Annotated in this window: 14 protein-coding genes; 1 reads left to right on the forward strand and 13 read right to left on the reverse strand. The window is 40.2% G+C overall.

Translation table 11 applies throughout. The features are described from left to right. From Q8S11_RS13400 to Q8S11_RS13445, 10 genes are all read right to left on the reverse strand, one after another. A partial coding sequence (locus tag Q8S11_RS13400; RefSeq protein WP_305662622.1) for a hypothetical protein occupies nucleotides 1–1,773 on the reverse strand: 1,773 nt, incomplete at its 3' end. Between the two features lie 147 nt (nucleotides 1,774–1,920). Continuing rightward, complete coding sequence (locus tag Q8S11_RS13405; RefSeq protein WP_305662623.1) at nucleotides 1,921–3,240, reverse strand: sugar MFS transporter; 1,320 nt, start codon at nucleotides 3,238–3,240, stop codon at nucleotides 1,921–1,923. A 68-nt stretch (nucleotides 3,241–3,308) separates the two neighbouring features. After that, the gene (locus Q8S11_RS13410) at nucleotides 3,309–4,061 is read right to left on the reverse strand and encodes a glucosamine-6-phosphate deaminase (RefSeq protein ID WP_305662624.1); all 753 of its coding nucleotides are present in this window, start codon (nucleotides 4,059–4,061) and stop codon (nucleotides 3,309–3,311) included. Between the two features lie 12 nt (nucleotides 4,062–4,073). Next, nucleotides 4,074–5,261, reverse strand: a complete 1,188-nt coding sequence (gene nagA / locus Q8S11_RS13415) for an N-acetylglucosamine-6-phosphate deacetylase (protein WP_305662625.1) — start codon at nucleotides 5,259–5,261, stop codon at nucleotides 4,074–4,076. Nucleotides 5,262–5,469: 208 nt separating this feature from the next. Continuing rightward, nucleotides 5,470–7,737 carry a transglutaminase-like domain-containing protein gene (locus Q8S11_RS13420; RefSeq protein WP_305662626.1) on the reverse strand — a complete coding sequence of 756 codons (2,268 nt, stop codon included), beginning with the start codon at nucleotides 7,735–7,737 and terminating at the stop codon, nucleotides 5,470–5,472. Between the two features lie 225 nt (nucleotides 7,738–7,962). After that, complete coding sequence (locus tag Q8S11_RS13425; protein ID WP_305662627.1) at nucleotides 7,963–11,175, reverse strand: DUF4962 domain-containing protein; 3,213 nt, start codon at nucleotides 11,173–11,175, stop codon at nucleotides 7,963–7,965. Between the two features lie 47 nt (nucleotides 11,176–11,222). Beyond that, a complete protein-coding gene (locus Q8S11_RS13430) occupies nucleotides 11,223–12,047 on the reverse strand; it encodes an amidohydrolase family protein (protein WP_305662628.1) in 825 nt (274 codons plus the stop codon). Further along, a complete protein-coding gene (locus Q8S11_RS13435) occupies nucleotides 12,037–12,987 on the reverse strand; it encodes an amidohydrolase family protein (protein ID WP_305662629.1) in 951 nt (316 codons plus the stop codon). The genes Q8S11_RS13430 and Q8S11_RS13435 overlap by 11 nt, the downstream gene beginning before the upstream one ends. A 186-nt stretch (nucleotides 12,988–13,173) precedes the next feature. Continuing rightward, nucleotides 13,174–13,596 carry a VOC family protein gene (locus Q8S11_RS13440; protein WP_305662630.1) on the reverse strand — a complete coding sequence of 141 codons (423 nt, stop codon included), beginning with the start codon at nucleotides 13,594–13,596 and terminating at the stop codon, nucleotides 13,174–13,176. Between the two features lie 244 nt (nucleotides 13,597–13,840). Then, complete coding sequence (locus Q8S11_RS13445; protein WP_305662631.1) at nucleotides 13,841–14,614, reverse strand: sulfite exporter TauE/SafE family protein; 774 nt, start codon at nucleotides 14,612–14,614, stop codon at nucleotides 13,841–13,843. Between the two features lie 520 nt (nucleotides 14,615–15,134). Here Q8S11_RS13445 and Q8S11_RS13450 point away from each other — a divergent pair. Further along, a complete protein-coding gene (locus Q8S11_RS13450; protein ID WP_305662632.1) occupies nucleotides 15,135–15,920 on the forward strand; it encodes a hypothetical protein in 786 nt (261 codons plus the stop codon). A 788-nt stretch (nucleotides 15,921–16,708) separates the two neighbouring features. Here the strand turns inward: Q8S11_RS13450 and Q8S11_RS13455 are convergent. From Q8S11_RS13455 to Q8S11_RS13465, 3 genes are all read right to left on the reverse strand, one after another. Continuing rightward, complete coding sequence (locus tag Q8S11_RS13455) at nucleotides 16,709–18,061, reverse strand: neutral/alkaline non-lysosomal ceramidase N-terminal domain-containing protein (protein ID WP_305662633.1); 1,353 nt, start codon at nucleotides 18,059–18,061, stop codon at nucleotides 16,709–16,711. Nucleotides 18,062–18,309: 248 nt separating this feature from the next. Further along, nucleotides 18,310–20,064, reverse strand: a complete 1,755-nt coding sequence (locus tag Q8S11_RS13460; protein ID WP_305662634.1) for an amidohydrolase family protein — start codon at nucleotides 20,062–20,064, stop codon at nucleotides 18,310–18,312. 33 nt (nucleotides 20,065–20,097) lie between these two features. Then, the gene (locus Q8S11_RS13465; RefSeq protein ID WP_305662635.1) at nucleotides 20,098–20,805 is read right to left on the reverse strand and encodes a hypothetical protein; all 708 of its coding nucleotides are present in this window, start codon (nucleotides 20,803–20,805) and stop codon (nucleotides 20,098–20,100) included. Nucleotides 20,806–20,844: the final 39 nt, after the last annotated feature.

Below are 20,844 nucleotides of genomic sequence, written 5' to 3' on the forward strand. Positions count from 1 at the left end.
AAATTCATTATAACTTCCAACCAAAGGTGCTGTAAGATCGATCTTAAATACATTATCAAGTGAAGGAAGGCTATAAGCCATATTAGAGAATGAATAACTGTTATATCCATATCCTTCTCCCCAGGCACCATCTTTCTGATCTACAACACGATTAATGAAGCGGTAATACTTTATCAGGGCACCTGTAAAGTATGGTTCCAGATTTTCGGTTTCAGGTCCGTCTGCATAAACAGCAGCCATATTCATCAATGAGCCACCTAAAATCATAGCCAGCCAGTTTGATGTAGCGGCAGTTATATCATCATTATAAACATAGGTACGGTGCGCACCATCAACGATATTTGCCATGATTGCTTTTCGGATAATACTGCTTTCTTCAGGGCTCATCACATCATAGGTCAGGTCATATGCCTCAGCAACGCGGTGTGCCCAACTGCCTGTACGGTGCTCACTAAAACGGCCCCGGTTTGTTTGCCACGGATGGGTCCAGTTTGGCCAGCCGGCTAACTTAACCAAAACATCTTTAACATAAATACCGGCTTCCTTATCGCCATGAAAAGCATAAGCTCTGGCATTTGTACGAAGGGCTTCACCTGTATGATAAATTTTATTGCCCCAGGCATTCCAGGTTGGAAGCCAGTCCTCTTTTGGGAACTGATCAAGATCAAATATCAGGCTGTTAACCGGAATCTTTTCACGCTGTTCCTTCGCATTCTTTAATATATTTTCATATACTTGACTAAACTCAGGTTGTTTAATTTTCAAATCCAGTTCTTTCTTCTTTTCAGCATCAAACAATAAGCGGGGATGCTTTCCTGCCATATTCTGAGGGGCAATATGGATTGTAAATTCTGTAGTTGCCAGTTCCTTTAAACCATCCAAAGCCTTGATTTTCCCAATATAAAGTCCTTCAGGAAAATTAAGCTTTAATGGCCTTGACGACCAATCAGAACCCGATTTGGTTAAATCGCCTTTAAAATATGCTTTAGACTGATCTGAAAATGAAACTATCTCAAGAGTCACATTTTTCGCATCCAGCGGCCATTTTCCGTTCAGAATGAAGTCATCTCCTGGAGCATAGTGTTTCTTTGGAATATACTGGGCATATTCAGGCAATTTATACATTTCCGGAGTATTGAAACGGAAAGCTGTTTCGCGGGCGGCGCTGAAGGCAATGTCATCAATTCCAAAATAGATCGGCATATCCGGATCTGCTGAAGGGAATTTAGTTATAAAGGCCAATGCATAAATCCTAACCTTATCTTTACCTGAGATCTTGGGATTCTCAGACACAAGATCATTAAAGCTGACGCTAGCAGTTACCCACTTATTCCGTTCGGGATTATTGATGGTAAAATCTAGTTTTCCCAGGTCTCCTGCGGCAAACCTGACTTTATAATATTCGGAAGGTGTATTCGACTTTAAATAATACCTGAATTTAACACTCGCACCGGGTACCAGATACATGTCCAGTAGTTTCTGTGCACCTGCATAAGCATCTACATTAGTAAAGGCACGAACCGTTTGAACCACCGAAATATTAGGATCACCGGGTACTATTTCATTTGGTCGAAAATCCTGATTATAAGCGATATCCTGCCAATGAGGGTATGAAGCCCATGCTCCCAGCTCACGATCTTCAAAGTTTTCAGTATAAGTCCAGGGCTCAAGTATAACATTTGGGTTAGATGAGACCGGTGCAGCAAGCTGTGCACTGGCTAATGGTGCAGAAAAAATTGCAACAGCAGTGAATAGATAAAATAATTTCTTCATTAATTAATAAATTATATAAAACAAAATTTTATTCATAGAAATTTAAGAAGCCTAAGCTTTATAGAATATGTAAAGTACTGTCCAAAACAGACATTGACCGAAAACTGTTCAGCCGATTACAATCAGGCTTTTAGGTTTTTTCTCAATTTATAGAGTCCATTTCCGTAAGCGATAACCTCTAAAGGCGTAGAAAACAAGGTAGGCATAGCAAGGGAATAGAACCCAATATGCACTACGGGCATCCCATATATCCACAAAATAACCGTAAATTAAAGGAAGAATGGCGTTACCTGCAAGCCCCATTACCATCAGAGAAGCACCGATCTTTGTAAATCTGCCTAGTCCGTCTAATGCGAGTGGCCATACACCAGCCCAAACCAATGAGTTGGCTAATCCCAGCATAACTACAAACCAGATGGAGATATCAGTAGTATGACCCAGGAAGGTAACCTCTTTCTTGACAAAGACAATAAGTAAGGTTAAAATAATTCCCAAAACTGTGCTAACCTTTAATGCGGTTAACTGTGAAAAAAACTTTGGAATGAAAAAGATCCCAACGAAGTAAGCACAAATCTGGGCAGTAAGTGTATAGGAAGGGAATACCTTTGCCTCAATTAAATTCAGGTTCATGGTTGCAGCATAGCTGATCACTGTATCAATGGAAATAACCTGAGTGCCCACATGAAGAAATATTGCTATTGCTCCCAGAATAAGATGAGGAAACTGGGTGATACTTGTTTTCGAAGAATTAGCCTGTGCCAGTTCATCACTTTCATGTTCCGTATCAATTTCAGGTAATGGAGAGTAACGGATAAATAATCCAATAAGAAACAAAAAAGTACCTACAATTGCATACGGTACGATCACCCTTTGAATCAACTCATGAAACACCACATCCCTTTCAGCCTGTGACAAATTCGCAACATTATCCAGCATTGCACTATCTGTTGCCTTAAATATAACGGCTGCAAATAACAATGGCGCCAAAATACCGGCTCCCTTATTACAGATCCCCATAATACTAAAGCGTTGAGCAGCACGCTCTTTTGGTCCAAGTATGGTGATATATGGGTTCGCTGCAGTTTGAAGAAGGGCTAGTCCAGCACCTATTGAGAATAAACCAAGCAGAAACAATTCGTAGGTCATCGTAATTGCTGCAGGAACAAACAAGAATGCTCCGCAAGCCATGACCCAGAAACCAACCATCATTCCTTTCTTAAATCCCACGTTCTTGAGCAGGTATGAGGCAGGTACAGAAAAAAGTAAATAAGAGATATAAAAAGCGAATGTTACCAAATAGGATTGAACGTGTGAAAGTTCAAATGAAATCTTAAAATATGGAATTAATATTGCATTGATCCAGGAAGTAAAGCCAAACATGAAAAACATGAATGCAATGATCACCATGCCTGTGATGGTATCCCGCTGACTTAAAGATCCTACTGTGACTGTTTTGTTTATACTCATTTTTTTGGTTTTAATTTCCGGATTTGATGCCCAATTCTTAAATATAATATTTTAATAAATTACCTTAATTATAATTTGGAGGCACTGTCTTCATCAATAAATAAGATCGCATGATCATGTCTTCTTAGTATTGTGGAAGGGTATTTTTCACTGATTTCACTATTTATTGTATGATCAATAGCATTTGCCTTAAACTTTCCGGGCACAATCGCGATTGCATAAGTTGATTTGAATAATGCAGGCATAGTAATAGTAAGAGCATGCGTCGGAACCTCATCAATCGTGTTGAAACAGCCATCATTTACCTGTTGAACCCGGCAATCCTGATCAAGATCAACAACTTTAACAATCAATGGATCATTAAAATCGGCAACATGCGGATCATTAAAAGCCAGGTGAGTGTTTTCACCTATACCCAGACAAACAATATCCGTTGGATATTGGATTAGGAGATCCGAATATCTCTTACATTCTTCCTGTGGATCCGTATTTCCATTCAGATAATTAACTGTACGGCAATTCACATGGCTAAACAGTCTATCTTTAAGGAAATTACCAAAACCCTGTGGTGCATCCGGATGTAAACCAATATACTCATCCATATGGAAAGCATTGATTTTCCCCCATTCAATATCCTTTTTAAGCAATTCGGCCAGAAATTCATTTTGTGAGGGAGCAGAAGCAAAAATAATATTCACCTGTTCCTTTGACTTTAGTATTTCAGCAATTCTGGCAGTCAATGTTTCTGCTGCTGCAGCACCTAATTCCGGCCTTCCGGCATATATGTTTACTTGTAATTTATCCTTTTTAATCTCTCTCATATTGGTTTTGTATTAATCTAATTTATTATAAATAATGCGTCCCTGCACAATGGTAGTACTAACATTGATGTTGGAATCAAAAATAACAATATCTGCATCTTTGCCACTGATCAGTGAACCTTTGCTTGCTCCAAGACCCAAAATATTCGCTGGAGTGAGTGAGGCCATTTTAACTGCTTCGAGGATAGGGACATCAGCCATATTTATCATATTTCGTACCAGTCGGTCGAAGGTAGCCACGCTGCCGGCAAAGGAAGTACGATCAGGCAATTTCGCTACACCATCTTCAACAAGAACTTTGAGTCCGTTGTGCTTGCTGCCCAGGATACTATCTCCCGGTGGCATACCTGCAGCACGCATAGAATCTGTGATCAAGGCAATACGGTCAGGGCCTTTTATCTTATAAATCAGCTTTAACAATGGTGCAGGAAGATGAATACCATCAGCTATGATCTCTACGTCCATCTCATCCAACAGGTAAGCCGTTTCAATCACGCCTGCATATCTGAAACAGTTTCTACGACTTACTCCTGACATGCAGGAATAAAAGTGGGTACCCAGAGTGAACCCTGCCTCAAATGCTTCAAGTGCCTCCTCGTAAATAGCATCGGTATGTGCCATTGCTACCAGAATTCCTTTTGAACGAAGATGGTTTGCAAATTCAATTGCACCTTTCAATTCAGGGGCAGCACTCCATCTTTTAATATCATTCGATCGCGACAAAATATCCATATATTCTTCAGGATCAGGGTTATGAATATATCGGGGATCCTGTGCTCCGCGCTGAGACATCGCAAAATAGGGCCCTTCAAGGTGCATACCCAAAAATTGGGCTCCCATTTTATTATTTTTATCGGCTTTTTTGTATAAATCAAGTGTATTATACAATTCTTCCAGTTCACTGGTTAATGTAGTCGGCATCAGGCCGGTAGTTCCATATCTGGCATGAGTCTCGGCAATCTTTAGGAAAGCTTCTTCCGATCCATCCATAAAATCGTGTCCCCCACCACCATGAACATGAATATCAATAAAGCCCGGAGAGATATAATTTCCCTGCGCATCTATTTCAACCGCACCGGGAACATCAATATTCCCTTCTGCAACCTCTTTTATTTTCCCATCTACAACCACAACTGTACCACTGATGATACGATAAGGTGTTAATATTTTACCATTGTATATTTTAAGTTTGTTTTCCATAATTTAATTGTATTCTATAAAAACAGAGAATTTACCATCCCGGTAATTTTAGTAAAAAATATTTGAGTTTAACCCTCATCTCATAAATATTACCACTATTAATCCAAAAGAGAGGTATACTATATTTTAGGACTCCGGAAAGAAGAAATGTCCTACCCTAATTGAAAATAAATCCGAAATCACCAATTTCTAAAAACTCTAAAAAAAATTATCCTGCTTTAGGGATGTAATTAATATTAATTATACTCTTTGTACCGGAATTGCCCATAACATCGACCACGTAAATTTCAATCGAATTCAGCCCGGAAATCAGTTTAACCTTTGCTCCATTTACTTTAATCGAACTTTTCACTCCATTTTGCACAATATTAAAATGATCAAAGCCCGGAGAATATGTTGCGAGATCAAACCGGATTTCCCCATCCTGTATATATTGTACAGCAAAATCTACCTGAAACAAGCTACCATAAATATCTGAAGGTCTGCGTACATAATTCCGATGCTCCGGTGTTTCAGGAGTTTGTGAATCAGTCCATGCGTAATACCCATCCCATCCCCAATGGGTTCTTCCATGAGTTACCGGTAATGGAGATGTTTGGCTCAGCCAATTGCTCCGGGGTAGCCAACGAACTTCAGCAGTATTGTAAAATCCATAACCACCCGAATAACCTGGGTTTGCCTCATTAAATGTCACTTTCCACCAGACATAATCTTTGGTTATTTTACCTGAAAAGGCATTCCCTCCTGCTTCCATAGCAATAGGAAGATCATTAGGATCAATTCGGCTTGCACGACGATCCCTATCTTCAAATGACCATTTATCCCTGTCAATTATCTCCCCTCCGGGATAATAGGTTTTCAGAAATAAATCATGCAGTTCCAGAATATTTAAAGGGATTCCAGTTGTTTTGTCATAAAACATGGTATCAAAATTGGGATCTGCCATGATCCACTTTTCATAATCCCGCGACCACACTTCAACCAGTTCATGACCTCCCCATATTGCATAATTTGTATTTACAATCCGGGCAGGAATCCCAAAGCTCTGGCAAGCCTGCGCGAAAACAATCGCATAATGAAGGCAGTTACCGCCTTTTTTAGATAAATTTCCCGGTGCAAGCGGGCCGCTGAGTATTTTACTCGCGTCCCAGCTCAGCAAGTCTTCAAATTCTGAGTTTGGCAAAAACCAATCCCAATTTGCGGATGTCCATGCCCGCAGGCGCTTAATCTTTTCCCATTCTGTTGTTGCCCCTTCAACCACCTGATCAAGTTTAAATTGCTTCCTGAATTCCTGAAGCTCCGGTAAGGCGGGGTTCTCATGAACAAAATCAAATGAAGTCCTGATTAAGGGGTAATTCTTTACTTCAGATATAAAAATACTGCCGCTTGAGGAAGTTGTACGCCACTTACTTATTAAATCCAGTCCAAGAATTTTTGGTGTACTGTTTCCAGTACCCGGATCAATATTATACTCAAGTTGAACGAAACGATGATTCCCTTCTACTGGTATAGTTGAACCATCAAAATTCCGCCATGCAGTCCATTCTCCGGCTTCAGGCAGATGTGTATTTCCGCTTCTGATCCGCGTTTGCCATTTTGATCCTTCAGTATTTATGATGCGGGCTTTAATCACTGAAGATTCCAAAATCACCGGAAAATACACCACGCCTCCTAAAGCATTATCGGCAAGATTAATTACCGGAGTTTGCAGCCAGGCTTTCTTTGCATAAGCCTGCATCTTTAGACGAATTGGATATTCTGCTAAATTAGATGAGCTACCGGCATACCTCCAGGTTTTTCCATTATCAATGCTCCGCTCACTATTTCCTGTAAATGATGTTGGCTGTCCAATGATATTACGAATAATCGAACTCAAAGCCATTGGAACCCTGAATTTTTCATTCTGATTGTGCACCCTGACATCGATCTGGTTTCTACCCATTTTTAAATAGGAAACCGGAATGGGTACTGAAGTCCAGAAATGCCGGAGTTCGTAAACTATTGGCTTATTTCCATTTACAATAAACTCAAGTTTTCCGCCGCTCATGGGTTCAGCCGGAACCATAGGATAAATGAGCATACTTATCCACGCATTCTTAGCAGGCAACACCGGTAATTCCAGAACCTTCCTGATGATACGGCCTTTTGACAGCGTATCCCATGCTTCAGAACGTATAGAACCTAAGGTAACTGCATCATTTTCAATCAGTAGATTATCTTCAAGTACAATAGCATTGTCTTCCAGTTTTAGGTTCTGAGAAATTGATTGCGCCCATAACTCTGCAGCAGTCCAGGTTTCAACTTTAGATTTCAGGGTATCAGCTTTCATTTCTGACCCCAAATCAGATGGGCATAAAAATGAATTAAGAGACCTTATTTCAAAACGACTCTCAAGATCTGCAGAAAAACCATCTATTATTCCGGCAAGACTTGCAATTGAAATTAAGACAATTCTGAAAATGGGTTTTATGGTCATAGTATAAATTCTTAATTTTTAACCACATAGTACGCATAGATCATACCTTTCAAAAGCCAATGACAGCAATCAATTCTATGTTTCTATGTGGTTTAATTAACCCTAAATTGAGCTAAGGTTTTTAATTACCCACTAACAAAAATACCGGACCTCCATATTAGGATGAAGATCCGGAAATTTAAAATTTCAGGGATGCAGTTTTCTGTTAAACAGAAAACAGAACCTTTATTTATTGATTTTCAATGCTACTGTTCCTGCCGGTAATTTCACAGCTACAGTTTTAGCCACTGCATCAAAAGTCCAGTCTTTTATTGTCTGTCCGTTAACCTGAACAGAACCTGGTTTTCCGGATACCATAATTTTCAGTGAACAGCCTTTCCATGATTTGATTTCGGCATCTATACCTGATGAAACCAAAGCCAATGTACCTCTTGTGCCAACATCTGAACTTAAAGATAAACCGTTACCGGAGATCGAACTTCCTTCGTAGTAAATTTTCTGAAGAGCTCCTGATCTGTCATAGCTTGCAGTAAATCGTTTCGCATCAGTTGTAAAACCAGCAGCTACACCATTTTCTGTTCCGGTTCTGAAGAAACCAATGTCCGAACCATTGCTGTGTACCATTTTAGCACCAATCCATCCCGGAGCTTCTAGCTTTGTTGTTACCGGAGCAGCACCCGAAGCTGGTTTAGATTCAGGTAAAATAACTGCAAGGAAATTAACCTCGTTAAGATCAGGTTTACTTGCAAGATCAAGGAATGACTCATAAAACACCTTTCCAACTCCTTTATCATAAATTTTTGAGGCATCAATCTCCGGACTAACTACATCCATAGTCAGCTTTGCATTAGGGCGATCGATGACCATACGTCCTTTTTCATAAGTGATCGCAGTTGTATTATTCTCTCCCGGAGGGGCATGAAACAACCAATCGTAAACATGTCCTTTTGGTGATTTGCTTTTCACTTCATCAAACAAAAATATAGGTCCAGTCTTTGTGTAAAGTAAGGTACGTGAATACTCTTCAAGTTTACCTTTATAAACTGAACTCAGCTCACTTTCAATTCCATCAGCATCTTTACCATTGAACAAATGCTGTACTCTTGGCCAATCGGTAAGGGCTTTGATACCATTATCGTAATGAGCAGGGGCCTGACTTTCAGGATCATGATCAACAAGCATTACGTTGTGTGCATTGGCCTGAACATGATAGCTCAAATATTCAAGGTTTGCATAATAGCCCAATGGACCGTATGCAGGATCAGTAAGCAAAGTTTCACCATTTTTCATGATCTGGAAACTTCCCTGGTCATAATGATAATGATTTGAGTTAGGCCCAACACGGGTACTCAAAACCATGGATGCATCATCCCAGCCTGAACGCATCACCATACCTTGTGCTGAAAAGAATTTGGATGCAGGCAATGTTTCTCTTGATACCGGAGTAATATCATCCCTGTACCATAAATAACTTAGATAACCGCCTTTTCCGGCTTCCCAGAAGGGCTTTACATAACTGTAAAGGAAAGGATTTTTTGTCCGGTTTACTAACCACCAGGAATGTATCTGTCCACCAAGATCAACTCTTGATCCTTTTGCACCACCACCATCTCCATAATCCTGCATCAAACCATTTGAATAGCTCGCCTGAATAAGATATTTGTAAAAATCTTTAAAACTGGTTGTTGTAGAATAATCCACTCCAAAATTACGCTCCAAAGCCGGGAGTAATTCACCCATATCCCTGCTTGCCATATTCATATAGCCACTTTTTGGCTCACCATAACTTCCATCCTCGTAATACGTACGATCGATAAATGTTTTTGTTTTGGTCAGAATGCCTGAGATGTATGGTTCAAGATTTGGATTGGAAGGATCATCCCCGTAAATAGCGGTAGCAGCTAAACCCATACCACCAGCCAATACTGCAATGTGATTGGTTTGGTTAGACGGCATACGATTCATTTCAACCATATCACGATGGAACATTTTTAATCCTTTTTCCATAATGGCGGTCCGTACAAATGCACGCTCAGATTCAGAAAGCAAGTCGTAAAGCATGTCATAACCGTAAGCTACAGGCTTGATTGTATATCCTACCGGATAGTAAGTCCAGAATTTACGTTCCAGCATCCAATCGGCATTCCATTTTTTGAAGGAGCAAAGTTTCAGTAATGCTTTTTTGGCTTGCTCACCAGCTGCACGATCGCCAGTGAAGATATATTGAAAACTTCCCTCTTCAATTACATTACCAAGTCTGGAATTAGGGCTATTCCAAAGAGCATAAGAATTAAAACCAACAGAAGTTTTAGAATGTGGACCACCTACAAGGTTTTCGGCGGTTAAATCTACTCCCTCATTGATTGCATCTACATCTACTTTCATAAAGTCTTTATGACTCAAAGCATTGTCAAGAATGCCTTTAGCAACCGGCGACTTTTCATTCGCAAGGCGGTTTTTGATCTCATCAGCAGAGAAATATAGCCTTGGGTGACCATTTATTTGTTTTCCGGGCATCAGGAAACGTATGGCCCAGTTTACTACTCCACCCTGATTATCCTCGCCTTTCAGACGGATTTCCCATTGACCGCGGGCATCCTTTTCAGAAAGTTTATACATTGCTGTATTTGCCCATTCATTACCACTGCGGCTGAATGAAATATTATCTTTAACAATTTTTCCTTTGCTATCTACCAATGTTCCCTTAACCTGCTGCAAGCTTAAATTTCCTTCGGGTGCAACTTTAAGGCTTATGTTATCCCCGTAGAAAAAGTGCTTATTCAAAATAGTTACATCAAACATATCCAGATTGGTAGATGCCGGAGAAGTGGCAATAAATTGTCTGTCGCGCTCACCATTGATGCTGAAATCATCCATCAGGATAGTGTAGGTGAACAAATAATTTACGATCGGATAAGTTCCTTTCAGGGTAATAACCTGAATATGCTCATTAGCTCCAAGGGACTTTCCATCCAGCTTAAATGCTGAAATTGGCAGATCAAGTTCTAACCAGGAATTTGCCTTTGGATTGTTTATTTTGTGAAAGTAACGTCTGCCGTCAAAGGTTCCCAGAGATAGTTCAAGAGATTCTGCATTACGATCACTCTGGAAATATACAGCAGCTTTCACCCGTGTGTCTGAAATCGTATACAAATTTAAGCGTCTTGTAAATCCCTGATATAATTCAGTCACATCATGGGCTTTAAACGGACGAGCAAGTGCATATTTGCTGTCTTTATAGGTCGGGGATTTAACTGCAAAATACAGCGCATCAAAGGCTATATCCTGTGCATAGGGATAAGTTTCCCAACCGAAAAGTTCACCGGTTTCAAAGTCGTTGAATAAAGTGTAAGGAGTCCTGCCGACTGGATTTTGAGCATAAGCAAGATTAAGAATCATGCAAATGGCAAGCATTTGTAAAAGGAATTGTTTCTTCATTTGTATATTATTTGTTTTTAATTTCCGCTACTGCGGGATGTTTATTTTTATGTCCCGCTCGTGCGGGATAGCATACGCATCGCATTCCCCGACCATACCTTTTGTTTTTCAGTCTCGTTTATGGCCTTAAAAGCTCCGAGTCTTAAAAATGGTGAAGTATAGTCAACAAAAGGAGTCTCTGTTCCAAAGGCCAGCTTATCAGCTCCGAAATTCTCAAGCAAATAGCTTAAACTTTCACTATTCGGCCCTTTAACAGCCACTCCGCTACCTCTTGATGTGTCGAAAAGGACATCTGCTGCCTTCAGTATTTTAACAGACTCAGCTGTTGTTGATTCCTGTTCGTCAGTGATTCTGGCCTCAAGAATCATATATTTTGCATCAGGCACTTTACTGACCAAAGCAGCAATATCGTTATAACTGATCGCCTTATCCACATCCAGCCAGGATCGTTCCCTCAAATCAGTCATTCTGAGTGGAATTGAAACCGGCATGCCGAGATCCCTGGCAGCCTTTACCATTTCAATACATGCTTCATCAGTCAGCTTATAGTGATGATAAATGGGGAATATCCGTATTCCTTTCATCCCAAACTCTTTATGGCATGTCTCTAAAGCATCCTTCCACCAGGGCAGAACCGGATTTATCGTTGCAAACAGAATGAAGCGATCTTTAAATGAGGCATCGGAGTTCAGTTCAGCAAATAATTCTTCATTTGCAATTTGTCCATCCACATAAAAAATCCCATTCAGATTGGATACAATTGCTTTATCCACTCCATAGGTATTCATACGTTTCAGCAGGTCTTTGAGATTATTCCCTCTTAAATTCCGGTATGGCCAGTGACCCACAAATGCATTAATATCAAGCAGCATGATTACCCGCCTTTCTCAATAAATTGTTAAAGTTTTCGAAGAATATCTTTTTCCTGTCTTCTTCACTCAGATCAGCCCATATAATCTTTCCAACACCGGTTTCATAATTCATATCGGTAGCAAATAACAAACGGTCTGCACCCAGATATTTAACCGCCATATCAATCATACCCTCATCACTAACACTACCACTCGTATCCAGATATAATGTTGGAGCCTTCTTTAAAATCCGGCACATATACTCCCAGTTACCTCCCCCACCGATATGACCACAAATAATCATGGCTTCGGGATAGCGGTTAGCTATTTCAACAAAATCTTCAGGAACAGAGGAGTTTGGGGGATTAGCAGGTAAATATCCAGGACGCCAGTTTCCAAGGGTGGTAACCCCGTGAAGCATCAATGGGATTTTATGCTGGATACATCGTTCAACAATCGGGTAATAAAGCGGATCATTGATCTTAACTGCATCATAAAGTTCGCCAAGCATCACCATACCATTGTCTACACAACGGTCTATTTCATCCAAAGCTTCTTTTTTATATAAAGGATTGATATAACATTGTCCTATAATCCTTTTGGGATGAGATTTCATAGCCTGAATGATGATATCATTATTGGCACGGATTTCTGCAACTGTTTTACCTCCGGGAATAGAGCAAGCTGCTTTTGTAATACCAAGCGCTTCACAACTTTCATCTACCTGAGCTGCATTACTGCCGGACCATACATGGTTATGAGCATCCAGCTTTGGATACTTCTTTGCCGATTCCATAATGGCTTTCCAGCCATCCTTCTGAAAGGTATTTGCAGCCTTTTCAGATTCTTCTTTTGAAGGTACACTACATAATACACCCGACATGGAAGCCCCCAAAAGCCCGAGACCACTGGTACTTAAAAATGTTCTTCGGTTTAAACCAAAATCAGTCCGGTTTTTCATGAATTGAAGTATAATTCAGATTTTTAAATCATTTGCTTAGATAAATGACCTGAAAAAAGGAAAAAGCCCCATTCGGAAAATAAAATATGTTGAAAAATATGGATAGACGAGTCTGTCCCGTAGGTACGGGATTGAATTTAATAATCCGTAGAGATTCTGTTAACTAGAACAGAGGAATTTCTTTCATTAGTCTTCGGGCATAAAGTCAGGGTTGTAAACTATTTCCCAAAGGTGTCCGTCAGGATCCTGGAAATAGCCTGCATAACCACCCCAAAAAGTGTCAGCGGCAGGTTTAATAATTTTTGCCCCGGCCTTTTCGGCAAGTTCCATTACTGCATTTACTTCTTCTTTACTGACAACATTATGTCCAATAGTAAACTCTAATGCAGAAGGCTTTTGGAAAGGAATACCTGTGTCGTTTACTAAACTTTTTCTTGGCCAAAGGGCTAATTTTAAACCATTTTGCAAGTTAAAAAATGCGACTGCACCATATTCAAATTCCTTCCCGATAATTCCTTCCGTTGATAATCCAAGTCCGTCTTGATAAAACCCGACTGACTTTTCCAAATCTGCCACTCCCAATGTCAATACTGAAATTCTTGGTTTCATAATTCGTTTGTTTTAGTTTACCTCCTGTTCTGTAGAGTTTAGGAAGCTCTACGGACTTTTCAATGACGAGGAGTCTCATGACTCCCCAAAATACAAATTGTCTTGTCTCTACATACAGTGGGGATATTTGATACTAGAAAAGGTCTTTTATTCTTGCTTGCTCATTCATATATTAAGTGATTTACCATTTCATTTCACCTGAAAATTTATGTTTGCTCTACTTTTTTGTCGCGTTTGTTCTTTGTCATATTAGTCCTGCCCCCAATGCAAATGAAATAATTATCAGCATTATTGCTATCGTTATTTGCAAAAATCGCAAGGTTATTTTCTTTAATAGCTTGTTGCCCAAATATGCTCCTGCAATTCCTGCAAGTGTTACACAAATTACCAAAGTCAAATTGTCAATCAGTCCTGATTTAGTGAACCTTGTCCCATAAATACTTAATCGGGTAAAATCCACAAAAGTTGAAACAACAACAGCTGTGGCAACAAATGCTTCTTTTGAAAGTCCTGCTTTAATTAGAAACGCACTTCTCAAAGCACCCTGATTGCCCGAAAGTCCACCAAAGAAACCACTTAAGGCACCTCCAATCGGAAGTTTGTCTTTTCCGAATTGTAATGTGTTGAAATACGGAATGAGGTCAATGCTTGCAAATATGATAAGCAAGATGGAAATGATTAATTTCACGGGATAAACTTCAAAGTGTTTTCCAAAGGCGTCATAAGAAAATAAAGGCTGTAAGTCGCTTATGTTTAATAAAATCCAGGAACCGGCAATTGCAGCAATAACTGCCGGAATTCCAAAACGCATCAATACTTCTTTGTTGGCATTGCGACCAACCAAAAATAGTTTGAAAATATTATTGAAAAAATGAACTACTCCTGTTAATGCGATTGCTAATTCAACAGGAAAGAATATCATAAAAACAGGTGTCAGAATTGTGCCAAGCCCGAAACCCGAAAAGAATGTAAGAATAGCAACTACAAAAGCTGCTAATGATATGACTATAATTTCCATTTATTTTTTGCGCTATTCAGTTTCTGTTGGAATTTGAATACCAAAAAATGGCTCTTTCCCTTCTGGTAGAGTTAAGCGAAGCGCCTCTACGGATTTTCCAATGAGGAGGAGTCTCCTGACTCCTCAAAATATAAATAGTAATTCTAATTTATTAAATAAAAGATAATTACATAAGTACTACTAGAAACTTACAATTTTGCTTTTTCATAGTACTAAACTATAGATTGATATCGTATAATATCGGCATTCTCTCCCCAATTACCTAATCCAAATTGCAATTAATAAGAGTAATTAACCCGGAAGCTTCAATTCTATATTGAACCAGACTTAAATTGTCAGGAAAGCACCCTTGTACAGCTATTTCAGGTTGAGCCAAATGGTACTTGTTGCCTTAGTTAAAGTATAGTTTAAGCATAGTCAAGGTATAGTTAAGGTATATTTAAGGTATATGATAAAAATATACTTAACCTATATTTTATTTTTATTTTGTATATTGTTTATTACCAAATACTTACACTATATGGCTATACTAAAAAACGGTCTTGAGTTTTCCGGGGGACTGGGAAACCTTTCGGCTTACAGGCTGCCGGGAATGAAGCAAACCATTATCCGTACTAAGGGGGGTGCCGATAAAAAGAAGATTCTGAAATCGCCTTCCTTTAAGCTTACCCGTGATAATTATACCGAGTTCGGTGCTTGTGCAAAAATGGGTGGATGCATCCGCAGGTCGATGCTGGCTTTAGCTCCTTTAGCGGATTATAATTATACCCCTATGCTGAACTCTCTGGCAAAAACCATTCAGCTTTTGGATACTGAAAGTCCGCGCGGTAAGCGGAATGTCTTTTTATCCCAACATAAACATTTGCTAACAGGATTCAGTCTGAACAGGAATACAATTTTTGAAAGTGTGGTCAGGCATCCGATGCAATTCAGTATCGACCGCGATCATAAACAGACCCATATTCAGTTTCCTGAATTAATGCCTGGTGTAAATTTAATGTTATCCAAACAGTATCCGCTGTTTCGTTTCATTGTCAATCTGGGCTGCGTACGCGACATGTGTTTTATTGGTAAAGAATATCATGCAGGCAATATAGCAAACAGCAGTGTGTACACCGACTGGTTTCATGCCAGCCAGCTGTTTCAGGCAATGGATGTTTCTGTGCAATTAAAGGATACGTTTGTAATTTCTGATCAGATGACGATAATCTTATCGCTGGGGATACAAATGGGGATTCAGATAACTGATACACTTGTCAATCCTGTGAAATATGGTGGCTGTGCGAAGATTATTGGGGTGGCCTGAGGTTCATGAAATAAAATTCAATCTAATATCACTGTGATCCCTCAGCTGCTGAAGCTACCGTGTACCCACAAATTTTATTTCATATAATCAGGCAACCGACCCCGAAGGTGGTCGCATGTTTATAGAAACGCTATAAAATACCATTTATCGACCCTGAAGGGCAATGTCATTAAGTTAAGGATAAATTACGCGTTAATTACAAAGGAGGTTCTCGCTTTCGCGAGAATGACAACTCCTTGGGTGTCGAGAGGAGATTCCGGCTCAAGGCCGGAATTGGAGTCTTATCGATAGCTGATTTATACATCGACAAGGCCTTGTTTCGGTCCTCACTCCGATCCTGACGAAAGTCAGGATCTCCCCTACTATTAAATATTGAACTGTCATCGTGGCGGAGGCCACGACCCCCTTTTCTTCTTAACTTAATGACATTGCCTGAAGGGGTCGTATGTGTCGCCTTGTTACATACGACCACCTTCGGGGTCGGGATTTCCGTGCTAACTTATGCTATAAACATTTGACCCTTTCCGGGTCATGTAAATTCAATTAAAAACCGTAGCTGGCAAATAGATGTGGGTACAAGGCAGGCTGCTGAAGGGTAGCTTTCGGGACGACAGTAATCTATTGCAACAGATCTCTCCTCGCGGAATATTTAGTGAATAAATCTAAATTCTGTCCTCGAAATATCTAACTTCTACAGAGATGACGGTATACAATCCCTCATGAGCGGGACAATCCCGCATGGGCGGGACTCTATCCCGTACGTACGGGACAATCCCTTTCGTACGGGATTATTCCTTCGATTTTTTAACCAATTCAGCCACCTTTTTACTGATTTGCTTTTCTACCGATTGAGTATAAGGTGCACGATGTCCGTACTCAGCCATTCCGCTGTCTCCTTCATATCCGCCTTCTTTCAAAACTCTCAGACTTGGGACATAACTTAAGAGATCATTGTTATAGCCAAAGACCCAGGTATCGTTCCATCCGTACAATCCTTTGAATTTGAGTGAGTAATCGACAACAGTTTCACCGGTTAAGGCAATAAAGGTAAATCCGGAGCCAAACCTCCAAACCTGAATGGGGTATTTCACACGATCAGGTGGCGCACCCAGGGTTTCATATTGATTGATCTGATGTTCAATTTCAGTTTTTGCCATACCGGTTTGGCCAGGTAGTTGTTTCTTTAATTCTGCAAGAGATAATCCCGGTTTAAGAAAGAGTTCCGTTTCACCCATTACAGCCTTAATCGGGCCGCTAATTGCTTTCATCGGGGCTGCAATCACTTGCTTAACGGATTCAGCAAGGATATGTCCGTACATCGAAGTAAGTTTCACAGCCTCAGCCTCATTTCCACGTATTCTGGGAAGTGGATTTGCATCTCCACCACAATTCTGAACAAACATCGCAAGCGATCCCGGATATTGCTTTTCCAGTTCAATCTGCGCAAAACCGGCATAATCGCCGCTGATGCTTAAGCCTCCCAAAGCAGTGGTATGGCATGAATAACCGAAAAGAATACCACGGAGTTGTCCCCCAGACTTAATAGTCAATACCGGAACATCCTGATCAACCTGTCTGCCGAATGCTCTTGTTTCAGGACCGCGTGATCTCCTGCGGTTCACGGCAATACCGGCCAGTCCCTGTTCAAAATTGATTTCTGCCGGAGAAAGATCTTTTAAGGCAGCAGCAATTACTTCATCATATCGCTGATAAACCATTTGGGTATACCGATCCTTCGCCGCCCTTTCCTGATCATTAAACTCATAATAGATCCATAATACATCTTCAGTAACCGGGCATGAATGATTATGAGAGGTATTTAAAATCAGGCGTTCTCTTGGTATTTTATACTTTTCTACTGCATTAGCCGCAATAATACCTACCATTTTATCACTCAGACCAACCAGGTCGGCAGTCACCATGACTGATAATTGCCCCGTTTCATCCCGCAAGGCCATTGCCTTAAGCCAGATCGGATGGACAATCTCATGCGACATCCGGGTTTTGCCTCCATAACCTGCCAGAGGAACGGATTCCGTGGGTGTGATATCTGCTTTGGCAACACCTGCCTGCCATTGGGCAAGAGCAGGGCTTGATAACAATATACTCGCCAGGATAATTTTACTCATTAGTCTATTCATTATCAAAATATAAAAACTGTTAACTAGTTAATTCGCATCTCTGCGTCACTGCGTCTTTGCGAGAGTCCTTCTAATATTTTATATTCCCTGTGTCAGTGCCCTCATCGCTCCACAAGAACTTCTCATTTTTTCTCTAGCAAAGACGCAAATAGTTAAAGATTATCCAAATTCATCTATTTGAGCCTTGGTTCCTAGTTCTTAGTTCTCAACACGTAATTCGTAATTCCGTAATTCGTAATTAATTATCCTTATTTCCTGAAAACAACAGGCACATTATACTCCGGCATATTCTTAATACAAGGTTCAATAACTGTATATGCATTTTCACCCAGGATCTTTTTCTTACTTGCCAATGGAAGGTTCGAAAATACCAGCCATCCTAACTGCTGACGCGGGTCACGCATAGGAAGGTCAGAACCATACATAATCCGGTCATCGCCCACGGCATCTACCATATATTCTATAATCCCCAAGGGAACCGGGGTAAGCGTAATTTCAGCAAAAACATTTTTATGCTTCTTCATCATAGCGATTGCCATATCAGCCATTTTGAAGCTTCCTCCGGCATGTGCAATAACCCAACGTACATTTTTATACTTTTCAGCCAGTTTATCTACCTCCAATAAATCGCCTCTGGAAGGATGGATCAGTGCATATAATCCGTTTTTATTTCCATATTCCCACCAGATATCATAAGCCGGATTATGGTATTCCATTCCATAGAAATGGTAAGGCTTCATTCCTATAATACGCTTATCTGAATATACCTGCGGAATCATTTCAGCCAGTTGCTCTTGAGTATAATGCGTCGGACTAAAAGTCGCGAGTCCCCAAAAACCTTTGGGAGAGGCATCCAGAGCCTCTTTGACTAATTTATTCCCCTGTACAGAATCATTACTCACCACTCCATTCCAGCTCATGAAGCCCCCTCCAACACAACCCAGTCGTTCCATCATCTTGAATATTCCCTTTGGTCCACCATTTTCCATATGGTATCCGGTACCTCCAGCCCCATGAATTCCTTCATGAAGCATATGCATATGCATATCAATCACAGGAACCGGAATAGGTTTACCATTCCGAACAGAGCTCATTAAAATATCTTCTGACCTGTTTGTATGAACTTTAGGAGGGCGTTGTCCACCCAGAAGTCGGATCAGATTTCCTCCTGCAATTTTGGCTTTTGCATCATCCGGTATATCTGCATAATCAATGTAGGTACGATGTGCCCCGGCCGACATAGTTGGTGCATCAGTGGCAAATATCAACTGATTAATATGTCCTTTTTTGTAGAGAAACTCTAAGCCTTCATTAATCTGCATGCGGTCAAAACTGATATGCAGATTAGGATGATCTTTCAATAATCCGATTGCATATCGCTGCTCCCCCCAGCTGATAGCAGAGACAAGCAGAGGAATTGATTTATATCGGGTTAGAAACTCATTCAATTCCTTCCAGCCACCAATTTCTGAAACTGTAGTAATGGTAAAAACCTTATTATCATTCAGATGCTTCATAAGCTCCTGACTCGATTGCGCGCTCCAATCCCAACCATTTGAGGCAGGATGAATCGTAACCGCCCGCACATTATGCTCAGCCATCTTAAGCTTTAACTGGGCCGGAGGAAGGCATTCATTCGTATGATGTGGCAATACATTCCATATTCCAAATAAATTGGGATAAGGCTTTAGATGATTGCTTAATTCCAAATTGGAATACATTGCATCGTAACTGAGGGATAAGGTAGAGGCAACCAGTGCCCCGGAAATGGAACAATGATCCAATTCCTTTATCAAATCTTCCAGTTGCCACTTTTCACCCGGATGTTTGTACCTTCTCGGACCAATGCGTGCGAAAGCATCGAAAAACAAAAGGTCTTTGGTCTGTGGCATCAAAAAATCGGCAGTAGAAGCAAGAAGGCTTCCTGATGTTGAAGCTAATACTGTGGTTCCTAAAAGGGTTATGGAATTTTTTTTAATGAATTCCCGTCTGGATTTATACATTGAATATTTCTTTATAGCTTTTGATTAGTTCTGTTAATTTCCTGGTTTATAAATACTGAGATCCCTGATCAGGCATGAAGCAGTTAATCCGGCAGTTCCCCGAATCCTGAACAGGATATTTCCATTTCCATGAGGAGTAGTATCCTGCATTTCCACAACCCGTTTCCCATCTATACTCATACGGATATCTTTACCAATTTTGGCGATCTCTACCTGGTAATAGATTCCCGCTACCATCATATCAGGATGTGAAGCATTCGCGATTTGCACAGATGCCGGATTTTTTAAAATGAAGGGATTTGCACCATGAGGGGCATTTTTATACGCAAAAAGGTAATTCTTACTATCTGCATTCAGCAATTTCATACCACCATCATAATCTGACGGTATAGTTAAGCCTTTTTTTTCTAAGGGATCTGAAGCGGATAAGATTGTTACAAGTACCGTAGCAGGAGTCAGTGCAAGGACTTTATATTTTAGAATAACATCGCCGTAAGATTCCGGGCTCATCAGCATGACTCCCTGACTATCTTCGGCTTCTGAAAGGCAGGTCTGTGCATTTAACACATTAAATACCTTCCCTTTTCCAAGCAATTTCCATTTCACGAGATCTTCGGCAGAAATCTTATGTTCCTGCCAATCAGATGGTATCTCTACCGAATTTCTAACAGATGCAAAAGAGATTTGAGCTGATAGAAGAAATAATAGAAGAAATCCGAGAGTTAAAATTCTATTGTTCATGGCTTATTTTGTATTTGTTTATTCTATTAATTTTATTTT

Source organism: Daejeonella sp. (assembly GCF_030695525.1).
Lineage (GTDB): Bacteria > Bacteroidota > Bacteroidia > Sphingobacteriales > Sphingobacteriaceae > Daejeonella.